This window comes from Anabaena sp. AL09, from assembly GCF_001672255.1.
GTDB classification, from domain to species: domain Bacteria; phylum Cyanobacteriota; class Cyanobacteriia; order Cyanobacteriales; family Nostocaceae; genus Dolichospermum; species Dolichospermum lemmermannii.
This window is the reverse complement of sequence record NZ_LJOQ01000009.1, coordinates 1-24926: the sequence shown is the minus strand read 5'-3', so window position 1 is coordinate 24926 and position 24926 is coordinate 1. Positions and strand designations below refer to the sequence as shown.

The window sequence follows — 24926 nt, the reverse complement described above, 5'->3', positions numbered from 1 at the left end:
TCGTTGGGTTATGGCTAACACCACGCCACGCTGCACGAACGTTCCTTAACCCAACCTACAATTTTCCAATAAGGTTTATAAATATGGCTATAAATAGAAAATTAGGACAGCTAGAAGAAACAATGGAAATCCTGAATCAACGAGCTAAAACATGGAACTTAGTTACCATTAGCCGGATTCAAGGAAATATTCAAGAAACGGTTCTCAGACAGTCTTTAGATATTATTCAATATCGTCATCCTGTGCTTAATGCTCATATTATTAATTCTAGAAATTCCTACTATTATCAGTCCAAAGGTACAGGAAAACTTCCTTTGCAAGTTGTTAATATTAGAGAAAGTCAGGAATGGGAAGCAGTCGTTAATACAGAAATGAATCAGGTAATTGATAGTAGTAAATATCTGCTACGAGTCGTACTTGTAAAAATATTAAATCAGCAGAATATTAATTATCTAATTACAACTACACATCATGCTATTACCGACGGTTTATCAAGCATCCAACTTCATTCAGAAATTTTAACCTACTGTCAAAAAATTACCGCAGGTAAATCCATTCCAGCAGTTACTACGTTAGAACCACTTCCACCCATTGAAAAACTATTACCTCCATGGACAAATAGTTTTAAAGGCAAACTAGGGAGAATTGCTTTATTATTAAATCTCGCACTGCAAAAATATTGGAATCAACCAAAAACATTAGGAGTAGAAAAATATGTTCCCATTTCTCAACGGCGTTGCGAAATTATTCATAGACAACTTAGCGAAGAATCAACACAACAGTTTATTCAGCAATGCAGACAAGAAAACACTACAGTACAAAGTGCTTTATGTGCGGCATTAATGTTAACAGTCTCCAAACAACTGACTAAAAGCCATGAAGATAATATTCGAGTTAGTTGTTTATCATATCTTGATTTAAGAAGACATTTACAACCAGAAGTTAGTCAAGAAAATATGACGGTTTTAGCAGCCTCTATCATGGGATTTTATCGAATTACTAATAATATATCTTTTTGGGAATTAGCGCGAAAAACAAAACATACTCTTAATAAAAAAATTAGCCAAGGAGAAATTTTTCAAATGATATTTCTCGCTAAACAATTGATAAATTTTTCTTTGCTATTCCCGAATCAAGTATCTGCTACAGTTTCAGTTTCTAACGTTGGTAAAGTTAATATTCCCCATACCTATGGTGAATTAGAACTAGAAGAAATAAGTTTTGTTGGTTCTCATGCTTTATATGCAGGAATGTTTATTGTTCACGCTGCTACTTTTCAAGAAAAAATGACTTTAAATTTTGTTTTTTCTCAGCCTGCACTTAATCGCCAAACCATGGAAAAACTTGTTGATAATTGCATTGATTATATCATGAATATCTCATCTCATTACTTAATACCAGGAGGTACATAAATGAATAACAATCTCTCTCATTCTCTACCCGACAACCAAGATAACGCCACTAAAATTCAAACTTGGTTAGTTTCCGAAATTTCCTCTTTACTGGGAGTTAATCCAGAAGAAATAAATATTCGTGAACCTTTAGATAGTTACGGTTTAGACTCAGCACAAACCATAATTATCGCTAGTAGAGCCGAAAAGTTTTTGGGATTTAAATTATCACTTATCCACCTTTGGTATTATCCCACCATTGAAGAACTTTCTCTCAGATTATCTGAAGAATTAGAAAATTCTCAGTCAGAAATTATCCAGATATAACCTCTACAAATTCTGTTTAATTACTGATAAACCAGTTTTTCCTCCTTGATTATTGGGACACTTCGCTAGATTAGGATAGCCTAATTCAGCCAGGTGTCCTCTTTTCTAACTTCCTATTTTTAAATACAGGAAATTTTGTTATGAACGCAGCAGAAATTTTAGCAAAACTCACTCAACAAGGTGTATTATTCTGGTCAGAAAATAGCAAGCTAAATATTCGTTCTCCCAAGGGTGTAATTACTCCAGAAATACAAATAGAAATAGCTACATATAAAGAAGATATTTTAGCATTAATCCAGGAAATGAATGTTACTAATAATTATGCCCATGAACCTTTAACTCAAGGTATTAGTTTACAAACTATTGGTAAATTAATTGGTGGCTTTTCTGGAGAATCACCCACAGGATATCAAGCACCAATTATTAATCCTCAATTCATGGCTGAAAACTTAAAAGTTACTTTTAGACCTTTACCCGATAATTATCATCATCAAGTTATTGTCAGATTTCGCCAACAATTAATTTTCTATTTGCAAAAGCATGGTGTGAAAGTAATTCCCTGGAAAGAAGCCACAACCGAATTAAAACATACCATTAAAATCCCCATTATTAACTGGCAGAAATCTTTAAAAATGCAGAGTGTCAGAGCAGATATTGATGCTGTAATAGACGTAGAAAGACCAAACTCATGGTTAAGAAAATTAGGAATATTTATAGCTGAGGCTTGGTATAAGTTATCTTATACATGGTTGAAAGAAAAACAGCAAATGTCCGTTATTGAAATTGCTAAATTAAGTAGTTGGGCTGAAGATCATGCTGCCAAATATGTCGAAGATCCGACAAATACACAAGTAATAATTCTCACTGATATAGATGCTGAATTTGTTAATCCACTCACACCTTATTCAGAAAAAATTCGCATTGGTATCAATACACTAATTAAAACCTTTTCCGAAATTGTTATTGGTGTATCTGATGAAAAATTTTCTATTTTGAATATGAATCTTTCTGATTCTAAATTCGCTCCCAATGAAATTGAAAATTTTGCTTTAAAATCACTTATTCCTAAAGTATTTGTCCCCATTACTCCATTATTAATTAGTCGCTTTGAACTAGGAGAATATAATCCTCATCTATCAAACTATGCCGGAAAGCTGGTAAAATTAGGGCAAGAATTAGCATCTACAGGTTTATTTCCCGCCGGATTTAAATTAGATGAAGTTATTAAAAGAAAATCCCATAGAGACATTGTTAATGTTATCGTTAATGGCAGAACAGGAGTATCTTATGGTTTTGTGGCTTATGCTGAACCTCCTCATTATGTCGGTAAACCAGAAATCACTATTGATGAATGGGAAAATTTATTACCTGTGGTCGGATTTAGTAATTATGAACTTCGCCAAAATGAAAAAGGTAGACGTTTTATTAAACTAAATATCAAAGCTGAAGATAGATTTAAGCAAATACCTGATATTTGGTTAGTTAGTTCTCGTTCTGGGGCAAATAAAACAGACTTAAACATTGATTCTGATATTCTTCGCATTGGGTTACAAGATAAATTACATCTGCAATTACCATTAGGAAGTAATTCAAAAAAAACAGATATCAAACCTTCCTATGATATCTATGTCATGTTAGCTATTAGTTTAGCTGCGGCTTTATATACACCAGAATTAATCGCCAATGGTGCGCCCATAGTTCACTTTCATGGCTATCCTAGTTTTGATTGGTTTCAAGAAAATGAATATTGTGTAGGAATGAATAATCCTTCTGTACCTTGTGGAACTTATGAATCAGGGGTTTTCAACTTTCTAGGAATTGCTGATTTAGGTGATCAAATAATAAATGATGTCAATTTAATTAGCTTAGTAGAACCAGATCATGGCACAAATTTTATTGCCAGTGATTTAGAATATTTAGTAAATAGGTTAAAAGCTGGGTGCGTAACTGGACAAATTGAACTAGGTGGGAAAAATTTTCCTTCTCTTAAGAATCGGTAACAGGGAAGAGGCAGAGGGGGGGGAAATTTCCTTCTTCTTCCTTCCTTTCTTCATTCTGACTCCTGACTCCTGACTCCTGACTCCTGACTCCTACTTATATGCCGGCTGGATAAATGTCCATCTTTGCGCCGTTGGGTGAGAATTGTGGCAGGATAGAAAGAAGCCTGTGCAACATCACAGACTTAAAAGGGTGTTGTTTTGCATCAGAAACCGTCAAGAAGATTGTTAGTTTCGCACTGTCAACGAAAAATTTGGCGGAACGGATATACTATCCTCTGAATGTTAGTGAATTGCAGAACAAGCTATAGCGGTTGTCAGTTGCATGAAAACATCCAGTTATCATCAAACTTTTCAGCCTGTTCCCCGTTCCCGGCTACATATACTCCCCACCCTGACTAGGAAATGAATCCAGAAAACTCAGAAACTTACATAAATCATCCAACTTGGGGTTTACTCTATAGGATCTGTATGGTTGATGAGAACCAGGATCTGTTTACCACACTCTACGCCCAACGCTTATTTTTTCTGGTAACAACTGAACTAAAAGTCCTGAAATTTCAGCCAATTGGCCGGACTGAAGCCAGAATGATGCTGGAAAATCGCCTACGGACTTTGCGCCGCAGTGGTAATTCTCAAGAGTACGAGCAACTTCAAGGTGTATTTCAGCGCACATTCCAATGAGTAGTTCACTTAGCGATCGCCTTACTCAAATTCGCGCCTCACTCCCATCTACAGTGAGGTTGATTGCTGTTACAAAAAGAGTATCTACCGAATTAATGCGGGAAGCATACACCGCAGGAGTTCGTGATTTTGCCGAAAGTCGCATCCAAGAAGCTGCCAGTAAACAAGCCGAATTGCAAGATCTATCGGATATTACCTGGCACTTAATTGGACATCTCCAAACGAACAAGGCCAGAAAAGCCTTAGAACTATTTCAATGGATTCACTCCGTTGATAACTTGCCGCTGGCACAACGCTTAAATACTCTAGCGCAAGAACTGGGAGTGAATCCGAATGTATGCTTACAAGTCAAAATTCTCCCCGACGCGAATAAATCTGGTTGGATGGTTCCAGAATTATTAGCTGACTTGGCAGCACTCAACCAATGTCAAAATTTACAAATTCAAGGTTTGATGACAATTCCGCCGCAAGGGTTGGCGGATGCAGAAATTTTAACACTATTTAATAGTACATACAAATTAGCACAAACCATCAAATCACAAAATTGGCCAAATATTACAATGCAGCAATTATCAATGGGTATGTCTGGAGATTACCAATTGGCAGTGCAAGCAGGGGCAACAATGGTGCGATTAGGTACAATTTTGTTTGGTGAACGAGTCTAGACATAGCTGTAGTCATACTTCCAGACGGCATGATTAACACTCGGTTGAGAATTTACTACCAAGTATTGATAATTGTCAAAGAATATAATAGTCTCATAAGTAATGCTTAATTGCAAAGGTGGTCAGACCCCCTTTATTTTTAATGATCATTAGGCTACAATTTTAACTCAATGTTACAAATTCGTTAATGTGCAGGCATTAACATGAGTATCTGTTGATAATTGAGAATTTGTACTAAAGAGTAAAATCAGTAGTACAATTGCTACGTCCAACATCTACTATAGTTACGACTACTGCCTAAAAGTAACTTTAATGTAACTTATAGCCAGGAAAATTAGGGGAATTTTAATCCAGGAGCGTACAACATGAGTAATATATTTTCCAAACTCAGGGACTTTGTCGGTTTGAATGAGCAGGTAGAATACGAATACTACGAAGAAGAGGCAGAAACAGCCAATAATTATCAGAATATCTATCAGCAAGAAAATCCTCAACCAGCGCCACAGGAAGCCACTCCTGCCAATCGGCGTTGGCGGGAAAATCCACCTACCAGTACAGAAGAAGTAGCTGCAACAGTATCCAAACCTATGAGTAACGTTATTGGTATGCCAGGCGCAATTAATGGAATCTCTGAAGTTCTAGTCCTCGAACCTCGCACATTTGAAGAAATGCCCCAAGCGATTCAAGCACTGCGCGAACGCAAATCAGTAGTATTAAATTTGACCATTATGGACCCCGACCAAGCTCAACGTGCAGTTGACTTTGTTGCCGGTGGTACTTATGCCTTAGACGGACATCAAGAACGAATTGGTGAAAGCATCTTCTTGTTTACTCCCAGTTGCGTGCAAGTTAGCACTCAAGGTGGTTTAATACATGAAGTGCCTATCAGCCAAGCTCGTCCCGCTCGTCCCGCAGCTACAGCAGCAACGACCGCTTGGGGAAATGAACCCACTCGGATGGCACAGTAAGGTAAATTAGTCATTAGTTCTGATAATTAATTGACAGACCACTAGTGACTAATGAAAATGAATATAAAATTTGGCTTAATTGGGGGTGGGGTAATGGGAGAAGCTCTATTATCCCGTCTTGTTATCAGTGGCATTTATCAAGGATCAGAAATCATCGTCAGTGAACCCCAGGCTGAACGTCGCGGCTATTTAGAGCAGCAATATGGGGTGGTTGTAACTACGGATAATAGCCTGGTGTTAGGGGCAGCAAAAACAGCGGTGATGTTGGCAATCAAACCCCAAATATTTAGTGCTGTAGCCCAAGAATTAGCAGATATCCTGCCCACAGAACATTCACCCCTGATCATTTCTATCCTCGCGGGTGTAACTTTAAAACAATTGGAAGCAGCCTTTCCCCAAGTTCCCATAATTCGGGCTATGCCTAACACTCCCGCTACAGTAGGTGCAGGTGTAACCGCAATTTCTTTAGGTGCTTATACTCATCTCCATCACCAACAAACAGCACAGCAGATTTTTACCGCTGTGGGGGAAGTTGTGGAAGTATCGGAAAGTCTCATGGATGCAGTGACAGGATTATCTGGTAGTGGACCTGCTTATGTGGCATTGATGATCGAAGCTTTAGCCGATGGGGGTGTGGCTGTGGGTTTACCAAGAGCGATCGCTCAACAACTAGCTGTACAAACGGTCTTAGGAACAGCCACACTGTTACAAGAAACAAAAATCCACCCCGCTGAACTCAAGGATAGAGTTACCAGTCCTGGGGGGACAACCATTGCCGGTGTTAGCGCCTTGGAAAAAGCCGGTTTTCGTTCCGCTGTTATTGAAGCTGTGAAAGCCTCGAAAGAACGCGCTCAAGAATTGGGGAAAGGGTGATAAGTGAGGTTGTTGATCCAATCTACCAGTAAAATCATAACTCACATTTACTGTTCATATACTTCGCTGCGATGAGCGATAGCCACAACAAATACCTGCACCACTTCATCCTCTATCGAATAGATTACCCTGTAGTCGCCGATTCGGTAGCGATAGTACCCTGCATAATCTCCCTTGAGGGCTTTGATGTTAGGGTGCGACTGGGGGGTTTGCTCTAACTGCTGTAAACATCGGGCAATTTTCTTTGCTAGGGCTTTATCAGCATTAACATAAACCTTTTGGGCATCGGGATGGAGAACAACTTCATACATCAGAGCGAAGGGTTCTCCAGTTTGTGTAATGGGTTTTAGGAGTTGTTTGATTTTGCTTAACTCGTTCTAGCAATCCAGGAATTGCTAAAAGTTCTTGGGTTGCAGCTTCGCTTTCAGCATTTGCTAAGTAAGCCGCAAAATCAGCAAGCACTTGTAATCTTTCTGGTGATAGTTGTTTGAGTAAGTCATTAAGCTGATTTTGTAACTCTGTCACGGATACTAAAATCTCTGATGATCTATCTGACCCTGGGGAATTATCCATAGTATTCATTTGCTTGCTTCCCAATTTTAAGGCCTAGTGTTTATTATAAGGCAACCAGTCTCATAGGCAAGAGCTTCATGTATATCTGCTTCTTCAAGGTATGGGTAAACCTTGAGGATATCATTTGCACTGTGTCCAGATGCCATTAAGCAAACGATAGTACCAACTGTAACAAGCATTCCCCGGATACAGGGTTTACCGCCCATTACTTCTGGGTTGCGGGTAATTCTGGTGAGATTTTGCATAGCTGATTAGATTGGAAAACCAGAAATGGCTGCGTTAATCTTTTCCATTATTACTGAAGGTAAAAGACATCTGGTGAAAAAGAATGTAGAGACGTTCCATGTAACGTCTCTACAAGGGTTCTGGAAAACGCATATTTAAATTTGATCACTGAAACGTGCTTAATAACTGATTTATATCCCAATTCAAGATTCATAAAAAAGCTCCCAAGGATATGATTCAGTTTTGTGAAATACTAAATCACCAGTCTCGTCAGAACCTAAGTACATAACCTTTCCAAGATTACGAGGATTAAGTGCTTCCTCAATTTCCTTACCTTGCCATTTCTTTAGATAGAATCTAGCAATAATATAGCTAATGAAATCAGCAAGTTCGAGGCAAGGTTGAGAAGCAGGTTTAACAAAAATAGGTTCGGGAATCTCTACCCCCTTAGCTAAAAATGGGTATATAAGACAACGTTGGCTACCAGAGAAAGCATCACGCGCCCAACCTTGAATTACCTGATCAGCCTTTGTTTGCTTTTCCGCATCAAATTGTAGAACTGGCTGACCTTTTGCTTTTGTACATTCATTAATAACATACATAATAAGCAAAATATATGCATTATCTTGTGGACGTTCTAAGACTGGCTTTGACTTAAAACCTTTCAATGAACCCTTAGCAGTCAAAGCTATGTTGTACATGAAAAGATATTCAGCATGACTTTGAATTAATTGAAAAAGACCTTGAACTGCCAACTGTACCTTCTCAAAATTCCAATCACGAAATACTCTGTGTTTTTTCCGTTCATCCCCAGACCAAAGTTCTTTCATATGAAAAGCCCAACTATCAGGGGCTTCAGAAGGACAAAGCTGTGATTTTAGCTCGCGCAAAGAATCTTCTATTTTCGACATCACTTTAAAGTCAGCACCAACCAGCGAATAAGTGAAGATAAGCTTACCCTGCTCCTCTCTATATGCCTCGTCTCCAAAAAGCATAACCTTTGACTGCATTTGAACTACAGGAAGATCAAGAGGAACAGCCTCTTCACAAAAAGGACATATTTCATAAGTTTTTATAGGAATCCATCTTCCTGGACCATCGTGATCATTGGGTTTAACCGGAATAAGTGGCTCATTACTGAGCTTGAACCAGTTAGGTCTAAATTGCTTTGAACATTCAGAACACTCCAGTCTGAATGCTGCAATATTTTCTGGTAAATGTCTTAGTAAGTTCTGTACTTGTTTGTTCTTATTTTTGTTTTGCTTAATTTCGTGAGTTGCCATGAAATCAACAGTGTGATAGTAGAAATATTCGCAATTGTAGCTTATTGAGCTAATTGGCTGTCACACGTTTCGCCATAGTTTCGCTACATATTATCTCATCAGCTTGATCTGGAGGAAGAGTTTTAGCGATCGCATAAATCTGTTCAGCAATAGTCATAATAGAGTTTTAGATAAAATCAGGTCGGTGAAATTATTTTATCGTAGATGCAACTACTGAGACAAAAATCCACTATGCAAACACTAGCCGTTACTGAAACTATCACCACCATCGCTGAAGCAGAAAAACGATTTGGCATGAGTCGCAATGAATCTGAGGATTTTTTTACAGAATGGCATAATCAATTACCTGAAATTAATCCCAATGACCGCACCAACCTAGAAATTCTCTGGAAACGTTATCTTTATCATCGTTCAGGTGGGCATTTATTGGAAAGTACAGTAATGCTATTACTCGTTTCTCCATTACTTACCGTTGCCGGTTTATATGATCCACCTTTTCGCATCAAAGCAGAAGAATCTGTACAAATAACCATAGCTGATAGTGAAGAAACCCTCCAAGGTCGAATAGATTTACTGGTATTACAAGATCAACTATGGGTAATTGTTTTAGAATCAAAAAAAACCATTTTATCAGTTTGGTCAGCATTGCCACAAACCCTGGCTTACTTAATGGCTAGTCCCAACCCTAATCTACCCAACTTCGGAATGTTAACCAATGGCGACGATATTGTGTTTGTCAAACTAGAAAATAAACACTATGCCATATCACGAGTATTTGCCCCATTGTCTACACAAAGCGAATTAGAATCTGCGTGTCGAGTTCTCCACAAAATTGCCGAAATAGTAAAATGATGAAAAAGTGTAAAATTAGGGAAAGAGGAAAAATACTATGCTAACCCAAACAGATTACGCCCTCTGGATTGAAGAGACAATTAATCTATTGAAAGAGCAAAATTATCATAGTGTTGACTGGGAAGACTTAATTGAGGAGATTGAAAGTTGGGGAAGGAGTCAAAAGCGAGAATTGCGAAATCGGCTCATCACAATGCTAGAACATTGTCTTAAACTTTGTTATTCAGACTATGTTCAAGACTATCGTGGTTGGACAGAAACAATTAAGCGTAGTCAGCGAGAATTGAAAAGCCTATTGGAAGACTCTTCCAGCTTAAGACCGTATTGGGATGAAATATTTATAGAATGTTATATCAGCGCATTAACTACTCTGCGAGAGAACTCTGATTATCAATCTTTTTCTTTTCCTGATGATTGTCCTTTTCCTCAAGAAATAGATCAAATTTTGCAACAAACTTCTTGGCAGAAGTAGTCAGTGTAATTGCTTGGCGAGGTCTCCGCAAAATTGCCGAAATAATCAAATGATTAACACAGGCTAAATAATACCCCTGCAACTTAGTTTTTCATGTCAACCTAGCAAACCACTAATCACGTTATGATAGTAGATGGTCTGCTTAGTAAATTATGATTGAGTGAATTATCCAGCCTCTGTTAATGATATTGCCCCAGAGTCAATATTCCCCTTTGAATTAGATCAATTCCAGAAAGAAGCGATCGCCTCTCTCAATGCTGACCGTTCAGTAGTTGTCTGTGCGCCCACAGGTTCAGGAAAGACCCTCATCGGGGAATATGCTATCTATCGTGCCTTATCTCGCGGGAAACGGGTATTTTACACCACTCCCTTAAAGGCATTATCTAATCAAAAACTTCGAGACTTCCGCGAAAAATTTGGCTTTGATCAAGTTGGACTCCTCACCGGAGACGCTTCCATTCACAGGGATGCACCAATTTTGGTCATGACCACAGAAATTTTCCGCAATATGCTCTATGGTACACCCATAGGTCAAATCGGCATCTCCTTAACCGACGTTGAGGCTGTGGTACTAGATGAGTGCCACTACATGAACGATCGCCAACGCGGTACAGTGTGGGAAGAATCCATCATCTACTGTCCCCGCAGCGTCCAACTTGTAGCCCTTTCCGCTACCGTTGCCAACAGTGATCAACTCACCAGTTGGTTAAATCATGTTCATGGGCCAACAGACCTGATTTACTCCGATTTTCGCCCCGTTCCCCTAGAATTTAACTTTTGTAATCCCAAAGGATTATTTCCGTTATTAAATGAAACCAATACCAAAATTAATCCCCGCTTAGTCAAAAAGGCTAAAAAAGGATATTGGGAAAAAGGCAAAGCTGGTAGACCAGAACCGCCCGGTATTATTTATACCCTCAGCCAACTGCAAGCACGGGATATGCTTCCTGCGATTTACTTTATTTTCAGTCGTCGGGGCTGTGATAAGGCTGTCGAAGAAGTTGGTGATTTATGGTTAGTTAATAATGATGAGTCCCAAATCCTGCGGCAACAAATTGATGAATTTTTACGCAAAAACCCTGATGCTGGCAGGGCTGGACAAGTTGCCCCACTGTATCGAGGCATAGCTGCCCATCATGCCGGGATTTTACCAGCTTGGAAAGGATTCGTCGAAGAACTGTTTCAACAGGGATTAATTAAAGTTGTATTCGCTACGGAAACCTTAGCAGCGGGAATTAATATGCCCGCCCGGACAACAGTAATTTCTACTTTGTCTAAACGCACTGATAATGGACACCGCTTACTCAATGCTTCGGAATTCCTGCAAATGGCAGGTCGCGCTGGTCGTCGGGGCATGGATCTCCAAGGTTATGTAGTGACATTGCAGACACCCTTTGAAGGAGCAAAAGAAGCATCCTATTTAGCTACATCTAAGGCTGATCCCCTAGTTAGTCAGTTTACACCCAGTTACGGCATGGTATTGAACCTGCTGCAAACTCACACCATAGAAAAAGCCAGAGAACTGATAGAACGGAGTTTTGGACAATATATGTCCAACTTGCATTTGCAACCAGATTTTGAAGAACTGGCGCAAGTTCAAGGCGAATTATCGCAAATTCAGTCACAATTGGCAGCTATTGATGAAAATGAATTGATGCAATATGAAAAATTGCGTCAACGGCTGAAAGTAGAACGGCAAATTTTCAAAACCTTGCAAGAACAAGCACAGGAAGATAGACAGGCACAACTGGCAATGATGCTAGATTTTGCCATATCTGGAACTATGTTGAGTCTCAACGACAGAAACGCCATGTCACCCCTACCGATAACAGTAGTGTTGGTTGACAAAGCCGTGAGTGTGGGTGAAACATCTTACTTTGTCTGCTTAGGGCAAAATAACCGTTGGTATGTAGCAACTTCAGCAGATATATTAGATATGTATGCGGAAATACCACGGGTAGAAGTTCCAGCGGAGCTAATACCACCTTCAGAATTGAGCTTGAAACGAGGACAATCAATTCGTGGTGATGAAAGCACGATAGCGATCGCTCAGAGTATACCCAATCCTGAAGAATTTAATCATCTACCGACAGAGGTACAGGAGCAACTCAGTCGCTTAACTGCGGTTCAAGAACAGTTAGAAACCCATCCCATTTATAAATCGGGGAATATTGCCAAAATATTTAAAAATAGAGCGCGTTGTGTGGAACTAGAAGCAGAACTTGAACATTTACAAGAGCAAGTATCATTACAATCCCAACGATATTGGGAAGAGTTTCTCTGTTTAATTGAAATCTTGCAATCCTTTGAATGTTTAGATAATTTAGTCCCCACAAAATTAGGACAAATTGCTGCGGCTATTCGCGGTGAAAATGAATTATGGTTAGGTTTAGTTCTGTCCAGTGGAGAGTTAGATAATATTGGTCCCCATAACTTAGCAGCAGTAATAGCCGCTTTGGTGACTGAAAGCCCCCGTCCAGATACAAAAGTTGACTTTAATCTATCTCCAGAAGCGGACGCAGCTTGGTTAACATTGCAACCCATTCGTCGTTCTGTATTAAAGGTGCAGTATCGTCATGGGGTAGCCTTACCGGTGGGTTTGGAAACTCGTTTTATCAGCTTAATCTCTTTGGTGGAACAGTGGGCATTAGGGGTAGAGTGGAAAGTATTATGTGAAAAAACCACTTTAGATGAAGGAGACGTAGTGCGAATTTTACGCCGCACTCTGGATTTATTATCTCAGATTCCTCATGTTCCTAATTTACCAGATATGTTGCGGCGGAATGCTCAACGGGCGATGCAGTTAATTGATAGATTCCCTGTGAATGAAGCAATGGAGTAATCAGTTAAAAAATCTCTAATTTACAGACCATATTTAAATAAAACCATTGTGGGACGGGCATCTTGCCTGTCCGAGTTGTGTAATTTGAATATGCTATTGCTGACAATCATAAATTTAAGTAGTTATTCTTAATCTGTTGAAAAATCATTAACGCTGTTTTTGAGTAAAAAGGTTAAGTAAATGCAAACGCTAATTAGACTCAAAATTGAAAGATTTATTGAAGATGGGCAAGAATATTTTGTGGCTACAAGTGATGATTTACAGGGTTTAGTTACGGAAGGAAAAACAGTACAAGAAGCTATAGAAATTGCTGAAGATGTAGCTAAGGTATTATTAGATTTAGAGAGAGAGAAAAATCAGAATTTTTATCTCCAAGATTTACCTTCCCAATTTGAATATCCGCTAATTATGGAGGTGTGATGGGAAGATTAGCAGGGTTTTCTGATCGAGAAGTAATTAGGAAGTTAGGAAAACTAGGTTTTGAGTTTTACCGTGCAGCAAAGGGAGATCATGAAATTTGGTTTAATCCAGAAACAAATCAAAAAACAACTATTCCTCATCATCGAGAGATTAAGGAGGGAACACTGAGAAGTATTTTAAAACAAGCTCAAGTTGATGTTGATATTTTTCTGGATATTTAGTTATTAGAGCCAAAAAAATCAAATAGGAGTATTACAGATGTGGTTTACTGTTACATCTCTTCTTGATATTTTACTAACAATGTGGGAATATAATCATAGCCATCAACACCAATAATGGCAATCATTTTGGGGCGATTTTGTTGGAGTAATAATTGGAATTTGTCTGTACCAATTTGTCCTCTAATAATAGTTAACAAAGCCGCAGGTTGTCGCCATTCATCAGAAGCAATTTGTTCTAAAAGATACATTCCCAGACTACCAGTATAACTGGCTTTTTCATAATTAGCAATATGATAATTAGCTTCAGCTAAATATGCTAAATTTCTGCCTTGTAAATACAAATCTCCGGAAATTTGGGCGGCTTTAAAGGCATTTTCTAAATATTTAATTGCTGTTGGATATTGTGCGGTAACTAAATAAGCAATTCCTAAACTACTAAAACATAAAGCTTGACTTTGTAAATCATTTAATTTTTCTGCTAGTTTTAATCCTTGTTCCAGATAGTTAATTGCAAATTCATAAACTTCTGGTTCACTAATTTCTGTTTGCTTGGCTTGCATGACTTCGCTATAACCTAGATTTACTAAAGCGTTAGCTTCTCCAGTTTTGTCCCCGGTTTGTCTACTAAAAATTAATGCCCGTTGACTATAATTAATGGCTTCACCATAATTTTGTTGTTGCACATAAGTCCGACTCAGATGGTTAAGATTGGCGATTTCACAGATTTTATCTCCGGCATTTCTGGCTATTTCTAAGGCTTGTTGATGAAAATCAAGGGAGCGATCATATCTGCCTAAACCGCGCTGGGAATACCCCAATAATGTCAAAATCCGGGCTTTTTCTTGAGTACCTTCGGCAGAACGTAAAGGGGCATCTAAATAATCTAAAGCATCCCGCAAATAACTACCAGAAAATGAGGCGAAAATCCCCCCATAAAGAGGAAAATAAGGACGTTGGGCAAAGGTTCGCAAAATTTGCAGCATGATTTGCGATGCACCGTTACTATATATTAGAGCCTGATTTTGAAAACCACTGGCTAATTGACTCCAAATGACGGCAAATGTTAAAAATGTGGAAATAGATAATTTGGGTCCTGCTTGAATATCATAAGCTTGTTGGTCAAACCAATTAATTAAACCCCTTTGTAAAAGCTGTAAAACTATTGTTAATTCTACCCAATTACTCAAACTAATTTGCTGTTGTTGTTGAGCAAATTCCAAAGCCGATTGTTCTTTGGCTAGAATCTGAAAAAATGCTTGGGGAACTTGACTATTAACTACTTTAGCCCAACTTGCCCAAGGACTATTTTCTCCAGGTACACCTCCAAATCCTAATGAATTTTTGCGTTCATACATCCAATTCAGTAAATTTGCTTGGATTCTTTGCCAAGAAGCGATACCATGATTAATCCCGTCAGCAATTTGCTGAAAATCTTGATTAGCACTGGCAAATTGTTGTAAAGATTTGGCTAACTGTTGAAGTTGAGACAAATTTAAGGGATACTTCAAATTGGGATCAGTAGCTCGTAGCAAAGCCGTTAATCGCTCATCTGCGGTGGCTGTGGTAATTTCCCGCACAGATAGAGATATCGCTTCAGTGGCTTTATTTTGTTCTTGCCACCGTTGCCATTGTGTTTGGATGGTTTTGGCAGCGCGTAAGCTGCGGGTGGCTTTGGCTTTTTTCAGTTCATCGGTTTCCGAGTCTACTTGAGATTGTATCGTATTCAGGCGATCGCTCAAAACTAACTCAAACACCTCCCCAGTCCCGGAAGTGATACCTTTGAGCAACATTTGATAAACCTGCTCTACAGAGCTAATCTTACCCTTGAGAGTGGTTTCGATAATATCGTTAATTAAAGCGAGATAATGCTCGCGTAATGGTAAAGAGTCTGACACTTTAGCTAATAGGGAACATCACAACAATTCTCATTGTAGCTGTTGCAGGTTGAGAGATTGGGAATTGACTGTGATTAAATTCCCATAAACATAAGTTTGAAGACTGAGCGATAGAATCTAAAATAATCACAATTTGGCATCTAAATTACAACAGCGATCGCGCACAGTGACAAAATCTGGTAAATTTTGGATTATATAGGTAAGGCGTTGGAAGTCTATTTGTGATATTTGTACGGTCATGGGTATTGTGTTCTATTGAAATTAGGTGATAAATTTTAGTTTAGGGCAAGATTTATAATATAAGCTATATATAAATGAGGTCAGATTGAGTATGACTGCACCTACAGAAATTCGTCAAAGGGCAATTGCACTCCTGGAACAATTACCGGGAGAATCTTTAATAAAGGCTGTTGAATTTTTAGAATCTCTTTCTCATCAAGCTTTACAGGTATCAGAAACAAAGATATCTGAAACTAGAGAAACCGACTTAATTCAAATTATTCAACGTCGGTTTTCTTCTGAACAACAAGATAGATTAAATTATTTGCGTCAACAAAACGAGACTGGAGAAATTACAGAAACAGAGCATCAAGAGTTATTATTTTATGTTGAACTGATTGAAAAACAAGATGCGGAACGTGCAGCAGCAATAATTGAATTATCTCAAATGCGTGGAGTTGATTTGCAACTTTTGATTAATGAGTTTTTGCCCACCAATATTAGTATTTTCTGATGTCAGAACGAGTTCCCGAATCAATTAGGAGTATTGTTGCTACTCGTGCGGGTGGTTATTGTGAGTATTGTTATTGCTCGGAACAATTTGCCACACAAAGCTTTACTATTGAACATATAAAACCCCGACAAGCAGGTGGTAAAACAATTTTAGAAAATCTAGCCTGGAGTTGTTTTGGGTGTAATAGTTATAAACATACTAAAACACAGGCAATTGATCCAGAAACGGGAGAAAAAATAGCATTGTATAATCCCCGGTTACAAATTTGGAGTGAGCATTTTCAATGGAGTGATGATTTTACACAGGTAATTGGTAAAACATCTTGTGGTCGAGCAACTGTTGAAGCTTTGCGTTTAAATCGTGCTGGTGTTGTGAATTTACGTCGTGTATTGTTTGGTGCAAATCTACATCCTCCACACAAGGTTAAAAGTGATGAGTAGTTTTCATTTTTCACGTTTGCGTTTTTTGATTTCGATGGTGGGTAGTAGTAAAGTATCTTCAATTTCTTTGCGTACTGCATCGCTGACTGTGCAACCACTGTTAAGACAGTTTATTAGTAATTTATTAGCATTGTAATATTGTTGAAGTAGTATTTTTTGTTCATTCGTAAATTGCCAATTGTGACAAATATTGCAATATTTTGTTACCACTTTTCTAAGTTTCTCCGTCCAAATTAAATGGTTGCCATTCCACCATTGTTCCCATTCTTGCCACTGCTCAAAGTCCTCGCTAGTAGTGATTAAATTAAAAGTATGGTTCTACCGTTCCCCTTATGATCAAACATCCTTTTAATATATCCAATTTGAAAATATTAAAACCTCAAATCCAATCGGTGTAGGGGTTTCAGGGATATTTTACCGAAAATATCATAAAGGGAGCGGTAGAGCCAAAAGTATTAATAATTTGCTCAAAGATTTCTTCTAAATCATTCTTAAGTTCAGAATCGTGAGTGATATCCGAGATATAAGAGCCATGTAAATCATAATGGCAATTATAGAGTCCATTACCAAGGTGGGAATTAAAAATTTCTTCAGCAATTTTGATGTCATCATTTATATCTTTCACAAGTTCTGGAATATCAAACATATTAGCAAGTTTGGTTTCCAATTGTTGTAAATAACTAGGATCGCAATCTTCATGGGAGGCTATGGAGTAGTCAGCAACAAGGTCTTCAATAATATATTCACGTTCAAGAGCATCTTTAAAAGATTTATCTATACTATGGGCTAGTTGCCAATCACAAGAGATATTTAAATCATTTGTTTTATACTGTTCTCGTTCAATGAGACAATTAAAATCTAAATAAAAATATAAAGCTCTAACCGCTGCTGCTTTATAAGGAAATTCAATTGATAATACTTTCTGATGCGTCCATATCAAAAAATCCTGTAATTTTTCATCTTCCTCTATCAAATTATCTATTTTCTGCTTCATCAATAGAATCAACTCATCTGCTTTTGATGTCATGGTGGCAACAAGTAAAAATACTTCTTGCCAGTGGGTTTCTTTTATATGTTCAACTAAATTGAATAGAATATCGGATGTACAACTAGAATCTACTATTTTCTTGGCAACCAAATACTCTTGAAATGTTAAATGAGAAAATGACCAAAACTTCTGTGTTCTTTGAATCAACAAACCATGCTGGTTCTCAATTGATTTTAAAACTGCTCGACTATCCCGTTTTGAAGTCTCTAACAACTCGGCAATATACCCCTCTATCTCTTTTTGCTCAAACAGCAAATACTGGGGCTGTTCAAACTTCTTTTCTGCCAAATTACTTAATAATTCCTGTTTCTGTTCTACTGACAAATCTTTGTAAATTTCATCCCGTTCAATTGCTTTTTCTCTGTCCCAATTCTCCAACAGTAACTCTAATGCTTCCTCATACAATTCTAATCGTTTTGAATCAAACTTTCCCCGCGCATGAAATACCGCACAACTTAAATTTAATAAAATTGGCGTAATTGTTAATTCTCGAATAGTTCTATTTTCTTCTAAATACAAATGGTCTACAAATTGTTTCGCTTTTATTAGTCCTTCTCTTGTATTAGAACAAACAGCCTTAAAAAAGTGCTTTACAAATACGTGTACTTGTTCTTTATTAAAATCTTCAACTTCTACAAAAATAAACCTAAGTGATTTCCAATTAATTTTATCCTCTACGCTTTGAGTTCGACAGGTCACTATAAATTTATTCTGCGGATAATTACGAGCAAATTGTTTAATTTTTTTGGATATCTCCCGTCCATCTGTTCCTGATACCTCATCTAACCCATCTAATAAAATTAAGGCTTTACCGTGATTTAAAATTAATTCTGTTTCAGTTTTATCAAGTTGCCATTTTTGAGCTAAATAAGGTTCTAACTTATATTCAAATTTACGAGCATCGTCATCTTCTACAAAATCTCTTAACTTAATTAATATTGGAATTCGATGCGGTTGCAAATTACCCTGATTGCATTCAGTGACAATACGCTGTAGATAAGTTGTTTTGCCTGAACCTGGGTTTCCCAATACCATTAAATTGCTATTTTTATCTAGCACTTCTAACCCAGATACTGGCTGTTGCTGATTTCCTAAAGCAATTCGGTCGAAACTACGATAACTAGAATATTTTTTAACACCATCTGTAAAATCTTGCCGCAGATCATTTAGTTCTAATCTGCGATCGCTACTTATTGCTTCTACGATATTAACATCCACAAACAACTCACCCAAATCTACCGAATGGCTAACACCCAAAAGTGGCATTTTCCCGTGTGAAGTTTGGATGTAGTCGTAAAAACGCGATCGCACTTTCTGCACTAATTCATCAACCGGATTTGCTACCGTTAATTGGACTTTTTTTTTAATATTGGGGTATGTTCTTCTGGGATTCCTTGGAGTGCGATCGCATCACAGCCACCATGATAAGCATCTTCATAAGAATAACCAGCCCCTAGTTCATCATAAAAACCAACAGCAAACTTAATAGCTGCATCGTCTCCAATGGTATTATTCATCCCCACTACATAATCAATATGTTTAACTATCTCATCTGCTTGAATTTCCGAGTAGCAAGCATTGAGAACAACACACTCAAGTCCTCGCTTGGCAAATCGTTTGAATAAATTGGCTAAAGCCTCAGTTGAAACAAGTTGTGCTTCTTCTAAATCATTTTCTAAAACTAATCCATGTTTACCCGAACCATGTCCAGAAAAATGAACAATCTGTGGGGTAAAATCTAACAAGGCACGACGTAAATCATCAGGACGAACTGCCTCACATTGCTGGAAAGTAAACAGTTCTCGCTTTTGCGCCCTTCGCAAACCTTCTTTAATTTCTCGTACTTCTTTATCTAGGTCTAATTTATCTTCATCCGTAGGGCTAGATGCTAGGAATAAAATAGTTTTTGTTTGACGCGAACTACTTTGAAGATTTTCTAATTTTGCCAAGTCCTGAAACTCATCTTGATGTTTATTTGATGAAATTGAAGCCAGTATTTTGTCTATACGTTGCTGTTTATCTATTCCTACTTGCGATCGCGCATATTCCAAAATCTGACAAAGTAATTGTTTTCCACCATAATCTGCTAATTTACGTAGTATCTGCGGTGCAAAAGTCGCCACAGAACCACCCCAATCAATATGTTGCAAAACAGGTGTGCCAGTACCTAACCCAGCTATTAAGAAAGATTGACGTTCTCTCTCAGATTCTAAAAACGGTCTGAGTATTTCCACTAATTCATTAATAGTGCTGGAGTCTAAATTCACCATCGAATCAACCTTTCACCTGTGGTAACGTTGTTAGTAACATCCTCAATAACAAATATACTGTAAAAATACTTCTATTGTCAGTATTAGAGGCACAAAAACTTTTACTCCTGACTCCTGCTGGATTATATCTTCTTGTCATGTAATAAATAAGTCATCATTTCCCCTTTGCCTTTAATTTTAATTAAACCCCGTTTTTCCAGCAAATATTTATCTTTCAACAACTCATATGTAGCTTCACAAATCTGGATATTATCTGGAATACCGTGGGATTCCATTCTACTAGCTGTATTCACCGTATCACCCCACAAATCATAGGGAAATTTCTCTATAATAATCTTTTACAGGTATCCGCAGGACATTCAATTATGCCGCATTTATTTGAGCCATTAAATCAACGCAGTGTTAACTTTCCCAATCGCATTGCAGTTTCTCCCATGTGCCAGTATTCCAGCGAAAATGGCTTTGCAAATGACTGGCATCTCCTTCACCTTGTCAGTCGTGCTGTGGGCGGTGCAGGGCTGATTATGACCGAAGCAGCGGCAATTGAGCCACAAGGACGGATTACACCGCAAGATTTGGGAATTTGGCAAGATGCCCACATTGAAATGCTGGCAAAAATTGTCGAGTCACTACATCATCATGGGGCTGTAGCGGGGATTCAGCTTGCTCATGCTGGTCGAAAAGCTAGTAACACACCACCTTGGGATGGAGGTGGAGAGCTTTCTGAATCTGAAGGAGGATGGACTCCAATCGCTCCCAGTGCTATTCCCTTTAGGTTAGAAAGTCCTGCTCCCAAAGCATTGAGTATTGAAGATATTAAAGAACTGATTGCATCATTTGTAAATGCGGCTCAACGTTCCCTAGCAGCCGGATTTAACTTAATTGAAATTCACGCGGCTCATGGTTACTTGTTGCATGAATTTATGTCTCCACTGAGCAATCAGCGGACAGATGAATACGGTGGCAGTTTTGAAAATCGGATTCGGTTCTTATGTGAAGTAGTTCAAGCCGTGCGAAACATTTTACCTGATCAGATGCCGCTGTGGGTGCGGATTTCTGCCATTGATTGGATTAGTGATGGTTGGGATATTGAGCAAAGTATTGCCCTCTGTCATATTTTAAAATCCCTGGGCGTTGATTTAATAGATTGCTCATCAGGGGGAATTGTACCTGGAGAGAAATTTGTCCTTGGTGCTGGTTATCAAACTGCCTTTAGCGATCGCCTTCGCCGCGAAGCTAAAATCGCTACCGGAGCAGTGGGCATGATTACAGAACCGGCACAAGCCGATCAGATCCTTCGCACTGGACAAGCAGACATGGTGTTAATCGGTCGAGAAATGTTACGTGATCCTTACTGGGCAAGGCGGGCTGCAAAGCAACTACGCCAACCTGTATCAGTCCCCAAGCAGTATGATCGCGCTTGGCATTAAGAACATCTAAAACCAAATTAATATGAAGCTGCATAGAATACAATATCAAGAATAATTGACCGCAGATAAACGCAGATAAACGCAGATAAATATGGATGATTATTATTCTGTGCAGTCTCTCAATCCCCATTTTGCGTTATGAGTAGTTACATCAGTGTAACTGGATTGAGAGAAAATAAATGGCTCGTCACCCGACTTTAACTTTTGATCGTGGTACGTTAATTTTACACCCACCACCACGCAGTAAAACTTGGATAGATTATGCAATTTGGGATGATAGAATTGAAAAATTCCGTATTCCGGCAATTAGATACCGTTCCTTAGTTGAAGCACTCCAAGCAGAAGCCACAGATTTTATTGATGAAGCTAAGGCTTTTTATCCTTTAGAGTTGATTGCTAGTTTGGAAATGACTCCCTATCCCCACCAAAATGAGGCATTAGCGGCTTGGAAACTCGCAGGACGACAGGGGGTAGTTGTGCTACCGACAGCAGCGGGTAAGACCTATTTGGCGCAAATGGCGATGCAAGCCACACCGCGCACCACGTTAATTGTCGTCCCCACCTTGGATTTAATGCACCAGTGGTATGCTCACTTAGTAGCGGCTTTTCCTGACGGGGAAGTAGGTTTACTGGGGGGTGGTTCGCGGGATAGAACCGCAATTTTAGTTGCTACCTATGATAGTGCGGCTATTCACGCAGAAAGTTTGGGTAATAAATATGCCTTGATAATTTTTGATGAATGTCACCATTTACCTACAGATTTTAACAGAGTTATTGCGGAATATGCGATCGCTCCCTATCGGTTAGGACTGTCCGCAACCCCAGAACGCACAGATGGTAAACACGTTGATTTAGATATCCTCATTGGTAAAGAAGTTTATCGCAAATGCGCTGAAGATTTAGCAGGAAAAGCTTTAGCTGCTCATGAAATTGTGCAAATTAAGGTTAAATTATCCCAATTAGAACGGGAAAAATATAATCAGTTAATTCAAACTCGCAATGATTTTTTAAAGCAATCAAAAATATCTTTAGGAAGTCTCCAAGGTTGGCAAATGTTTGTGCAAATGAGTGCGCGTTCTCAACCTGGACGTAGGGCAATGTTATCACATCGTCAAGCCAAAGAAATCGCTTTAGGAACAGATGGTAAAATCCGGGTACTTGTAGACTTATTAGCCACCCATTATCCCGAAAGAATTTTAATTTTTACCGCTGATAATGCTACGGTTTATCGCATTTCTCAAGACTTATTAATCCCAGCAATTACTCATCAAACACCAGTTAAAGAAAGACATGAAATCCTAACTAAATTTAAATCAGGTGAATATAATACTTTAGTTGCTTCTAATGTCTTAAATGAAGGTGTAGATGTCCCCGCAGCTAGTATTGCCATTATTTTATCAGGAACAGGTTCAACGAGGGAATATATTCAACGTTTAGGGAGGATTTTACGCAAAGGTAATATAGAAAATAAACAGGCAATTTTATATGAAGTCATAGCCGAAGATACCAGCGAAGAAGGAACTTCAGCCAGACGCAGAGGAGAAAATAATAGTCAGGAAGAAAAACCGCAAAGAGCAAATTTACAAGTTGTTTATAGTAGTGAAAAGAAAAGCGATTTAAAAGCAGCAGAACAGTTAGAAATTAATTATTCAACCGAAAAGAAAGATGTTACCAACAGACCTACTGATACACCGCCAAAACGGCGAAGAAATTATCCCAAAAAGACTGAAACTTGATCAAAAACATTTGAATCTAGCAACTGAATTAATTAGCTTTTTTCAGGAAGCAGTCGGAAAAACTCAAGGATTATTAGAACGTCAATTAGCAGACTTTGAAGGAGATACCACAGATTACCGCATGAAACGGGGTTTAGCTTATATTCTCAAAAGTGGTTTTTGTACATTTGAAGTAGTTAGTCCCCTCGAACCTCCCATGTTAAGAGCAAAAGTATTTGCATTAGCAGCAAAATCCGTTGCTAGTCGAGAATCAACTGATATAATTTTAAATAAAATTGCTGATGATTTAAGTCAAGAACTCAACCAAGAAGTTTTACCTGCTCAAATAAAAAATGGAATTTATGCTGATTTATCAGAAAATAAAATTTTAACTGCTTTTGATGCACCTAAACCAGAAGAAGTTTTACATCGTTATAATTTATCTCAAGTCCAAGGAGTTTTTTATAAAGCTAGTCAATTAGTATTAAATGCACATCGCAATGTTCCCGGAGAATATAAACTCTTATTTCGTTATTTAAAACTATTTCAACTAATGGCTTATATTGAAGGTGATGCTGATCATGGTTTTACAATTAGTGTAGATGGTCCTACCAGTTTATTTACTCCCAGTACCCGCTACGGTTTAGCCATAGCCAAACTAATTCCGGCTTTACTTCATGTCACCAAATGGAGTTTATCAGCAACCTTAAAAACCCGTGATTCTTATACAAACGAATGGAAAACTGGACGATTCACCCTCAATTCAGAATGTGGATTAGTATCCCATTATCCCCCAGGTAAACCCTATGATAGTATGTTAGAAGAATCCTTTGCGAGTAAATGGGATGGCTTAAAAAGTGGTTGGATCTTAGAACGAGAAGTAGATTTAATTCCCATTCCTGGTAGTGTAATGATTCCCGATTTTCGGCTAGTTCATCCAGACGGACGGGTGTTTATCTTAGAAATTGTCGGTTATTGGCGACCAGAATATTTACAAAAGAAATTTGCTCAAGTAAGAAAGGCAAATTGTGATAATTTGATCTTAGCAATTTCCGAAAGATTGAACCTAGAAAAAGCCGGAGTCAAACTAGATAACGTTCCTGCAAAAATTATTTGGTTTAAAGAAAAACTCTTACCAAAATCTGTATTAGCCGTCATGGAATAATCACAATTTTATATGAAACTGTACAGAATCATAAAAATCTGCGTTTATCTGCGTTTATCCGCGTTCAATTAATCATAAACTTAACTAACAACAGTTACAGCCCGCAGTTCTTCTTGAAAGACTCGGCGTAGTGTATCTTCATCTAAGGGGGGTTTGGCTTGATCAAGATATTCTCGTAACGCTTGGTTCATCATTGTTTGATAACCTTTCCCTTCAGCGTCTCCTTTTTGTCTAAACGCTTCCAAAATATCATCATCAATATAGATGGTAATACGAGTTTTACCTTGTTGTGGGATAATCGCACCCCGTTTAGCCTGATCAAAATCATATTCCGGTTTCATATTCACGTCTCTGCATTTAATCTCATAAAATTGTAGTTTTCCGTAGTCAAACGTAGCTATATCCGTCACTACAATGAACCTTAGTAATATCTTTCA

General features: G+C 38.2%; 25 protein-coding genes and 1 pseudogene. 17 read left to right on the top strand and 9 right to left on the bottom strand.

Annotated elements, in window-relative coordinates; translation table 11 throughout:
* The first annotated feature begins 83 nt into the window (after positions 1-83).
* The 7 genes from AN490_RS01430 to proC all read left to right on the top strand — a co-directional run bounded on the left by AN490_RS01430 (position 84) and on the right by proC (position 6905).
* Positions 84-1412, top strand: coding sequence for a condensation domain-containing protein (locus AN490_RS01430; protein WP_299999274.1), 1329 nt, complete (start codon positions 84-86; stop codon positions 1410-1412).
* Positions 1413-1718: a phosphopantetheine-binding protein gene (locus AN490_RS01425; protein ID WP_148761347.1), complete on the top strand. Its 306-nt coding sequence runs from the start codon at positions 1413-1415 to the stop codon at positions 1716-1718. It abuts the gene before it with no gap.
* 140 nt (positions 1719-1858) lie between these two features.
* On the top strand, positions 1859-3718 hold the full coding sequence (locus AN490_RS01420; protein ID WP_299999271.1) for a hypothetical protein: 1860 nt from the start codon (positions 1859-1861) through the stop codon (positions 3716-3718).
* A gap of 402 nt (positions 3719-4120) precedes the next feature.
* Positions 4121-4399, top strand: a complete 279-nt coding sequence (pipX, locus tag AN490_RS01415) for a transcriptional coactivator PipX (RefSeq protein WP_027402694.1) — start codon at positions 4121-4123, stop codon at positions 4397-4399.
* A complete protein-coding gene (locus tag AN490_RS01410; RefSeq protein WP_299999266.1) occupies positions 4396-5064 on the top strand; it encodes a YggS family pyridoxal phosphate-dependent enzyme in 669 nt (222 codons plus the stop codon). The genes pipX and AN490_RS01410 overlap by 4 nt, the downstream gene beginning before the upstream one ends.
* A 365-nt stretch (positions 5065-5429) precedes the next feature.
* Positions 5430-6032 carry a cell division protein SepF gene (locus AN490_RS01405; protein WP_271837142.1) on the top strand — a complete coding sequence of 201 codons (603 nt, stop codon included), beginning with the start codon at positions 5430-5432 and terminating at the stop codon, positions 6030-6032.
* Positions 6033-6089: 57 nt separating this feature from the next.
* Entirely contained in the window at positions 6090-6905 is an 816-nt protein-coding gene (proC, locus tag AN490_RS01400; protein WP_299999368.1) for a pyrroline-5-carboxylate reductase, read from the top strand.
* A 47-nt stretch (positions 6906-6952) separates the two neighbouring features.
* Here the strand turns inward: proC and AN490_RS01395 are convergent, their stop codons facing one another.
* From AN490_RS01395 to AN490_RS01380, 4 genes are all read right to left on the bottom strand, one after another.
* Positions 6953-7216 (bottom strand): type II toxin-antitoxin system RelE/ParE family toxin, encoded by a 264-nt coding sequence (locus AN490_RS01395; protein WP_053540356.1) that lies wholly within the window; start codon positions 7214-7216, stop codon positions 6953-6955.
* Positions 7209-7478 carry a hypothetical protein gene (locus AN490_RS01390; RefSeq protein WP_234413229.1) on the bottom strand — a complete coding sequence of 90 codons (270 nt, stop codon included), beginning with the start codon at positions 7476-7478 and terminating at the stop codon, positions 7209-7211. Before AN490_RS01390 ends, AN490_RS01395 begins: the two co-directional genes overlap by 8 nt.
* A 26-nt stretch (positions 7479-7504) precedes the next feature.
* Positions 7505-7723 (bottom strand): DUF433 domain-containing protein, encoded by a 219-nt coding sequence (locus AN490_RS01385; protein ID WP_299999260.1) that lies wholly within the window; start codon positions 7721-7723, stop codon positions 7505-7507.
* Between the two features lie 183 nt (positions 7724-7906).
* Entirely contained in the window at positions 7907-8986 is a 1080-nt protein-coding gene (locus AN490_RS01380; RefSeq protein WP_299999259.1) for a hypothetical protein, read from the bottom strand.
* Positions 8987-9217: 231 nt separating this feature from the next.
* On the opposite strand from AN490_RS01380, the gene AN490_RS01375 reads away from it, so the two are divergent.
* The 5 genes from AN490_RS01375 (at position 9218) to AN490_RS01355 (ending at position 13793) form a co-directional block, all read left to right on the top strand.
* Entirely contained in the window at positions 9218-9838 is a 621-nt protein-coding gene (locus AN490_RS01375; protein ID WP_299999257.1) for a type I restriction endonuclease, read from the top strand.
* 37 nt (positions 9839-9875) lie between these two features.
* Complete coding sequence (locus AN490_RS01370) at positions 9876-10310, top strand: DUF29 domain-containing protein (protein ID WP_299999255.1); 435 nt, start codon at positions 9876-9878, stop codon at positions 10308-10310.
* Between the two features lie 160 nt (positions 10311-10470).
* Entirely contained in the window at positions 10471-13152 is a 2682-nt protein-coding gene (locus AN490_RS01365; RefSeq protein WP_299999253.1) for an RNA helicase, read from the top strand.
* Between the two features lie 180 nt (positions 13153-13332).
* Positions 13333-13572: a DUF1902 domain-containing protein gene (locus tag AN490_RS01360; protein ID WP_299999251.1), complete on the top strand. Its 240-nt coding sequence runs from the start codon at positions 13333-13335 to the stop codon at positions 13570-13572.
* Entirely contained in the window at positions 13572-13793 is a 222-nt protein-coding gene (locus AN490_RS01355) for a type II toxin-antitoxin system HicA family toxin (RefSeq protein WP_148761377.1), read from the top strand. Before AN490_RS01360 ends, AN490_RS01355 begins: the two co-directional genes overlap by 1 nt.
* Positions 13794-13843: 50 nt before the next feature.
* Here AN490_RS01355 and AN490_RS01350 read toward each other — a convergent pair whose 3' ends face one another.
* A complete protein-coding gene (locus AN490_RS01350) occupies positions 13844-15688 on the bottom strand; it encodes a tetratricopeptide repeat protein (protein WP_299999247.1) in 1845 nt (614 codons plus the stop codon).
* A 331-nt stretch (positions 15689-16019) separates the two neighbouring features.
* On the opposite strand from AN490_RS01350, the gene AN490_RS01345 reads away from it, so the two are divergent.
* Both AN490_RS01345 and AN490_RS01340 read left to right on the top strand, forming a co-directional pair.
* A complete protein-coding gene (locus tag AN490_RS01345) occupies positions 16020-16421 on the top strand; it encodes a hypothetical protein (RefSeq protein ID WP_299999245.1) in 402 nt (133 codons plus the stop codon).
* On the top strand, positions 16421-16861 hold the full coding sequence (locus AN490_RS01340; RefSeq protein ID WP_299999243.1) for an HNH endonuclease signature motif containing protein: 441 nt from the start codon (positions 16421-16423) through the stop codon (positions 16859-16861). The genes AN490_RS01345 and AN490_RS01340 overlap by 1 nt, the downstream gene beginning before the upstream one ends.
* Before the next feature lie 403 nt (positions 16862-17264).
* On the opposite strand, the gene AN490_RS01335 is transcribed toward AN490_RS01340, so the two are convergent.
* From AN490_RS01335 to AN490_RS01325, 3 genes and pseudogenes are all read right to left on the bottom strand, one after another.
* The gene (locus AN490_RS01335; RefSeq protein WP_299999241.1) at positions 17265-19127 is read right to left on the bottom strand and encodes an NACHT domain-containing protein; all 1863 of its coding nucleotides are present in this window, start codon (positions 19125-19127) and stop codon (positions 17265-17267) included.
* A 128-nt stretch (positions 19128-19255) separates the two neighbouring features.
* A complete protein-coding gene (locus tag AN490_RS01330; RefSeq protein ID WP_299999239.1) occupies positions 19256-20179 on the bottom strand; it encodes a CHAT domain-containing protein in 924 nt (307 codons plus the stop codon).
* Between the two features lie 122 nt (positions 20180-20301).
* Positions 20302-20511 (bottom strand): annotated as a pseudogene (locus AN490_RS01325) (adenylate/guanylate cyclase domain-containing protein); the annotation flags it as partial.
* A gap of 33 nt (positions 20512-20544) precedes the next feature.
* On the opposite strand from AN490_RS01325, the gene AN490_RS01320 reads away from it, so the two are divergent.
* The 3 genes from AN490_RS01320 (at position 20545) to AN490_RS01310 (ending at position 24489) form a co-directional block, all read left to right on the top strand.
* Positions 20545-21609, top strand: a complete 1065-nt coding sequence (locus tag AN490_RS01320) for an NADH:flavin oxidoreductase/NADH oxidase (protein WP_299999237.1) — start codon at positions 20545-20547, stop codon at positions 21607-21609.
* A gap of 179 nt (positions 21610-21788) precedes the next feature.
* A complete protein-coding gene (locus tag AN490_RS01315) occupies positions 21789-23345 on the top strand; it encodes a DEAD/DEAH box helicase family protein (protein WP_299999235.1) in 1557 nt (518 codons plus the stop codon).
* The gene (locus tag AN490_RS01310; protein ID WP_299999233.1) at positions 23275-24489 is read left to right on the top strand and encodes a DUF790 family protein; all 1215 of its coding nucleotides are present in this window, start codon (positions 23275-23277) and stop codon (positions 24487-24489) included. Before AN490_RS01315 ends, AN490_RS01310 begins: the two co-directional genes overlap by 71 nt.
* Before the next feature lie 80 nt (positions 24490-24569).
* Here AN490_RS01310 and AN490_RS01305 read toward each other — a convergent pair whose 3' ends face one another.
* The gene (locus AN490_RS01305) at positions 24570-24899 is read right to left on the bottom strand and encodes a BrnA antitoxin family protein (RefSeq protein ID WP_299999230.1); all 330 of its coding nucleotides are present in this window, start codon (positions 24897-24899) and stop codon (positions 24570-24572) included.
* Positions 24900-24926: the final 27 nt, after the last annotated feature.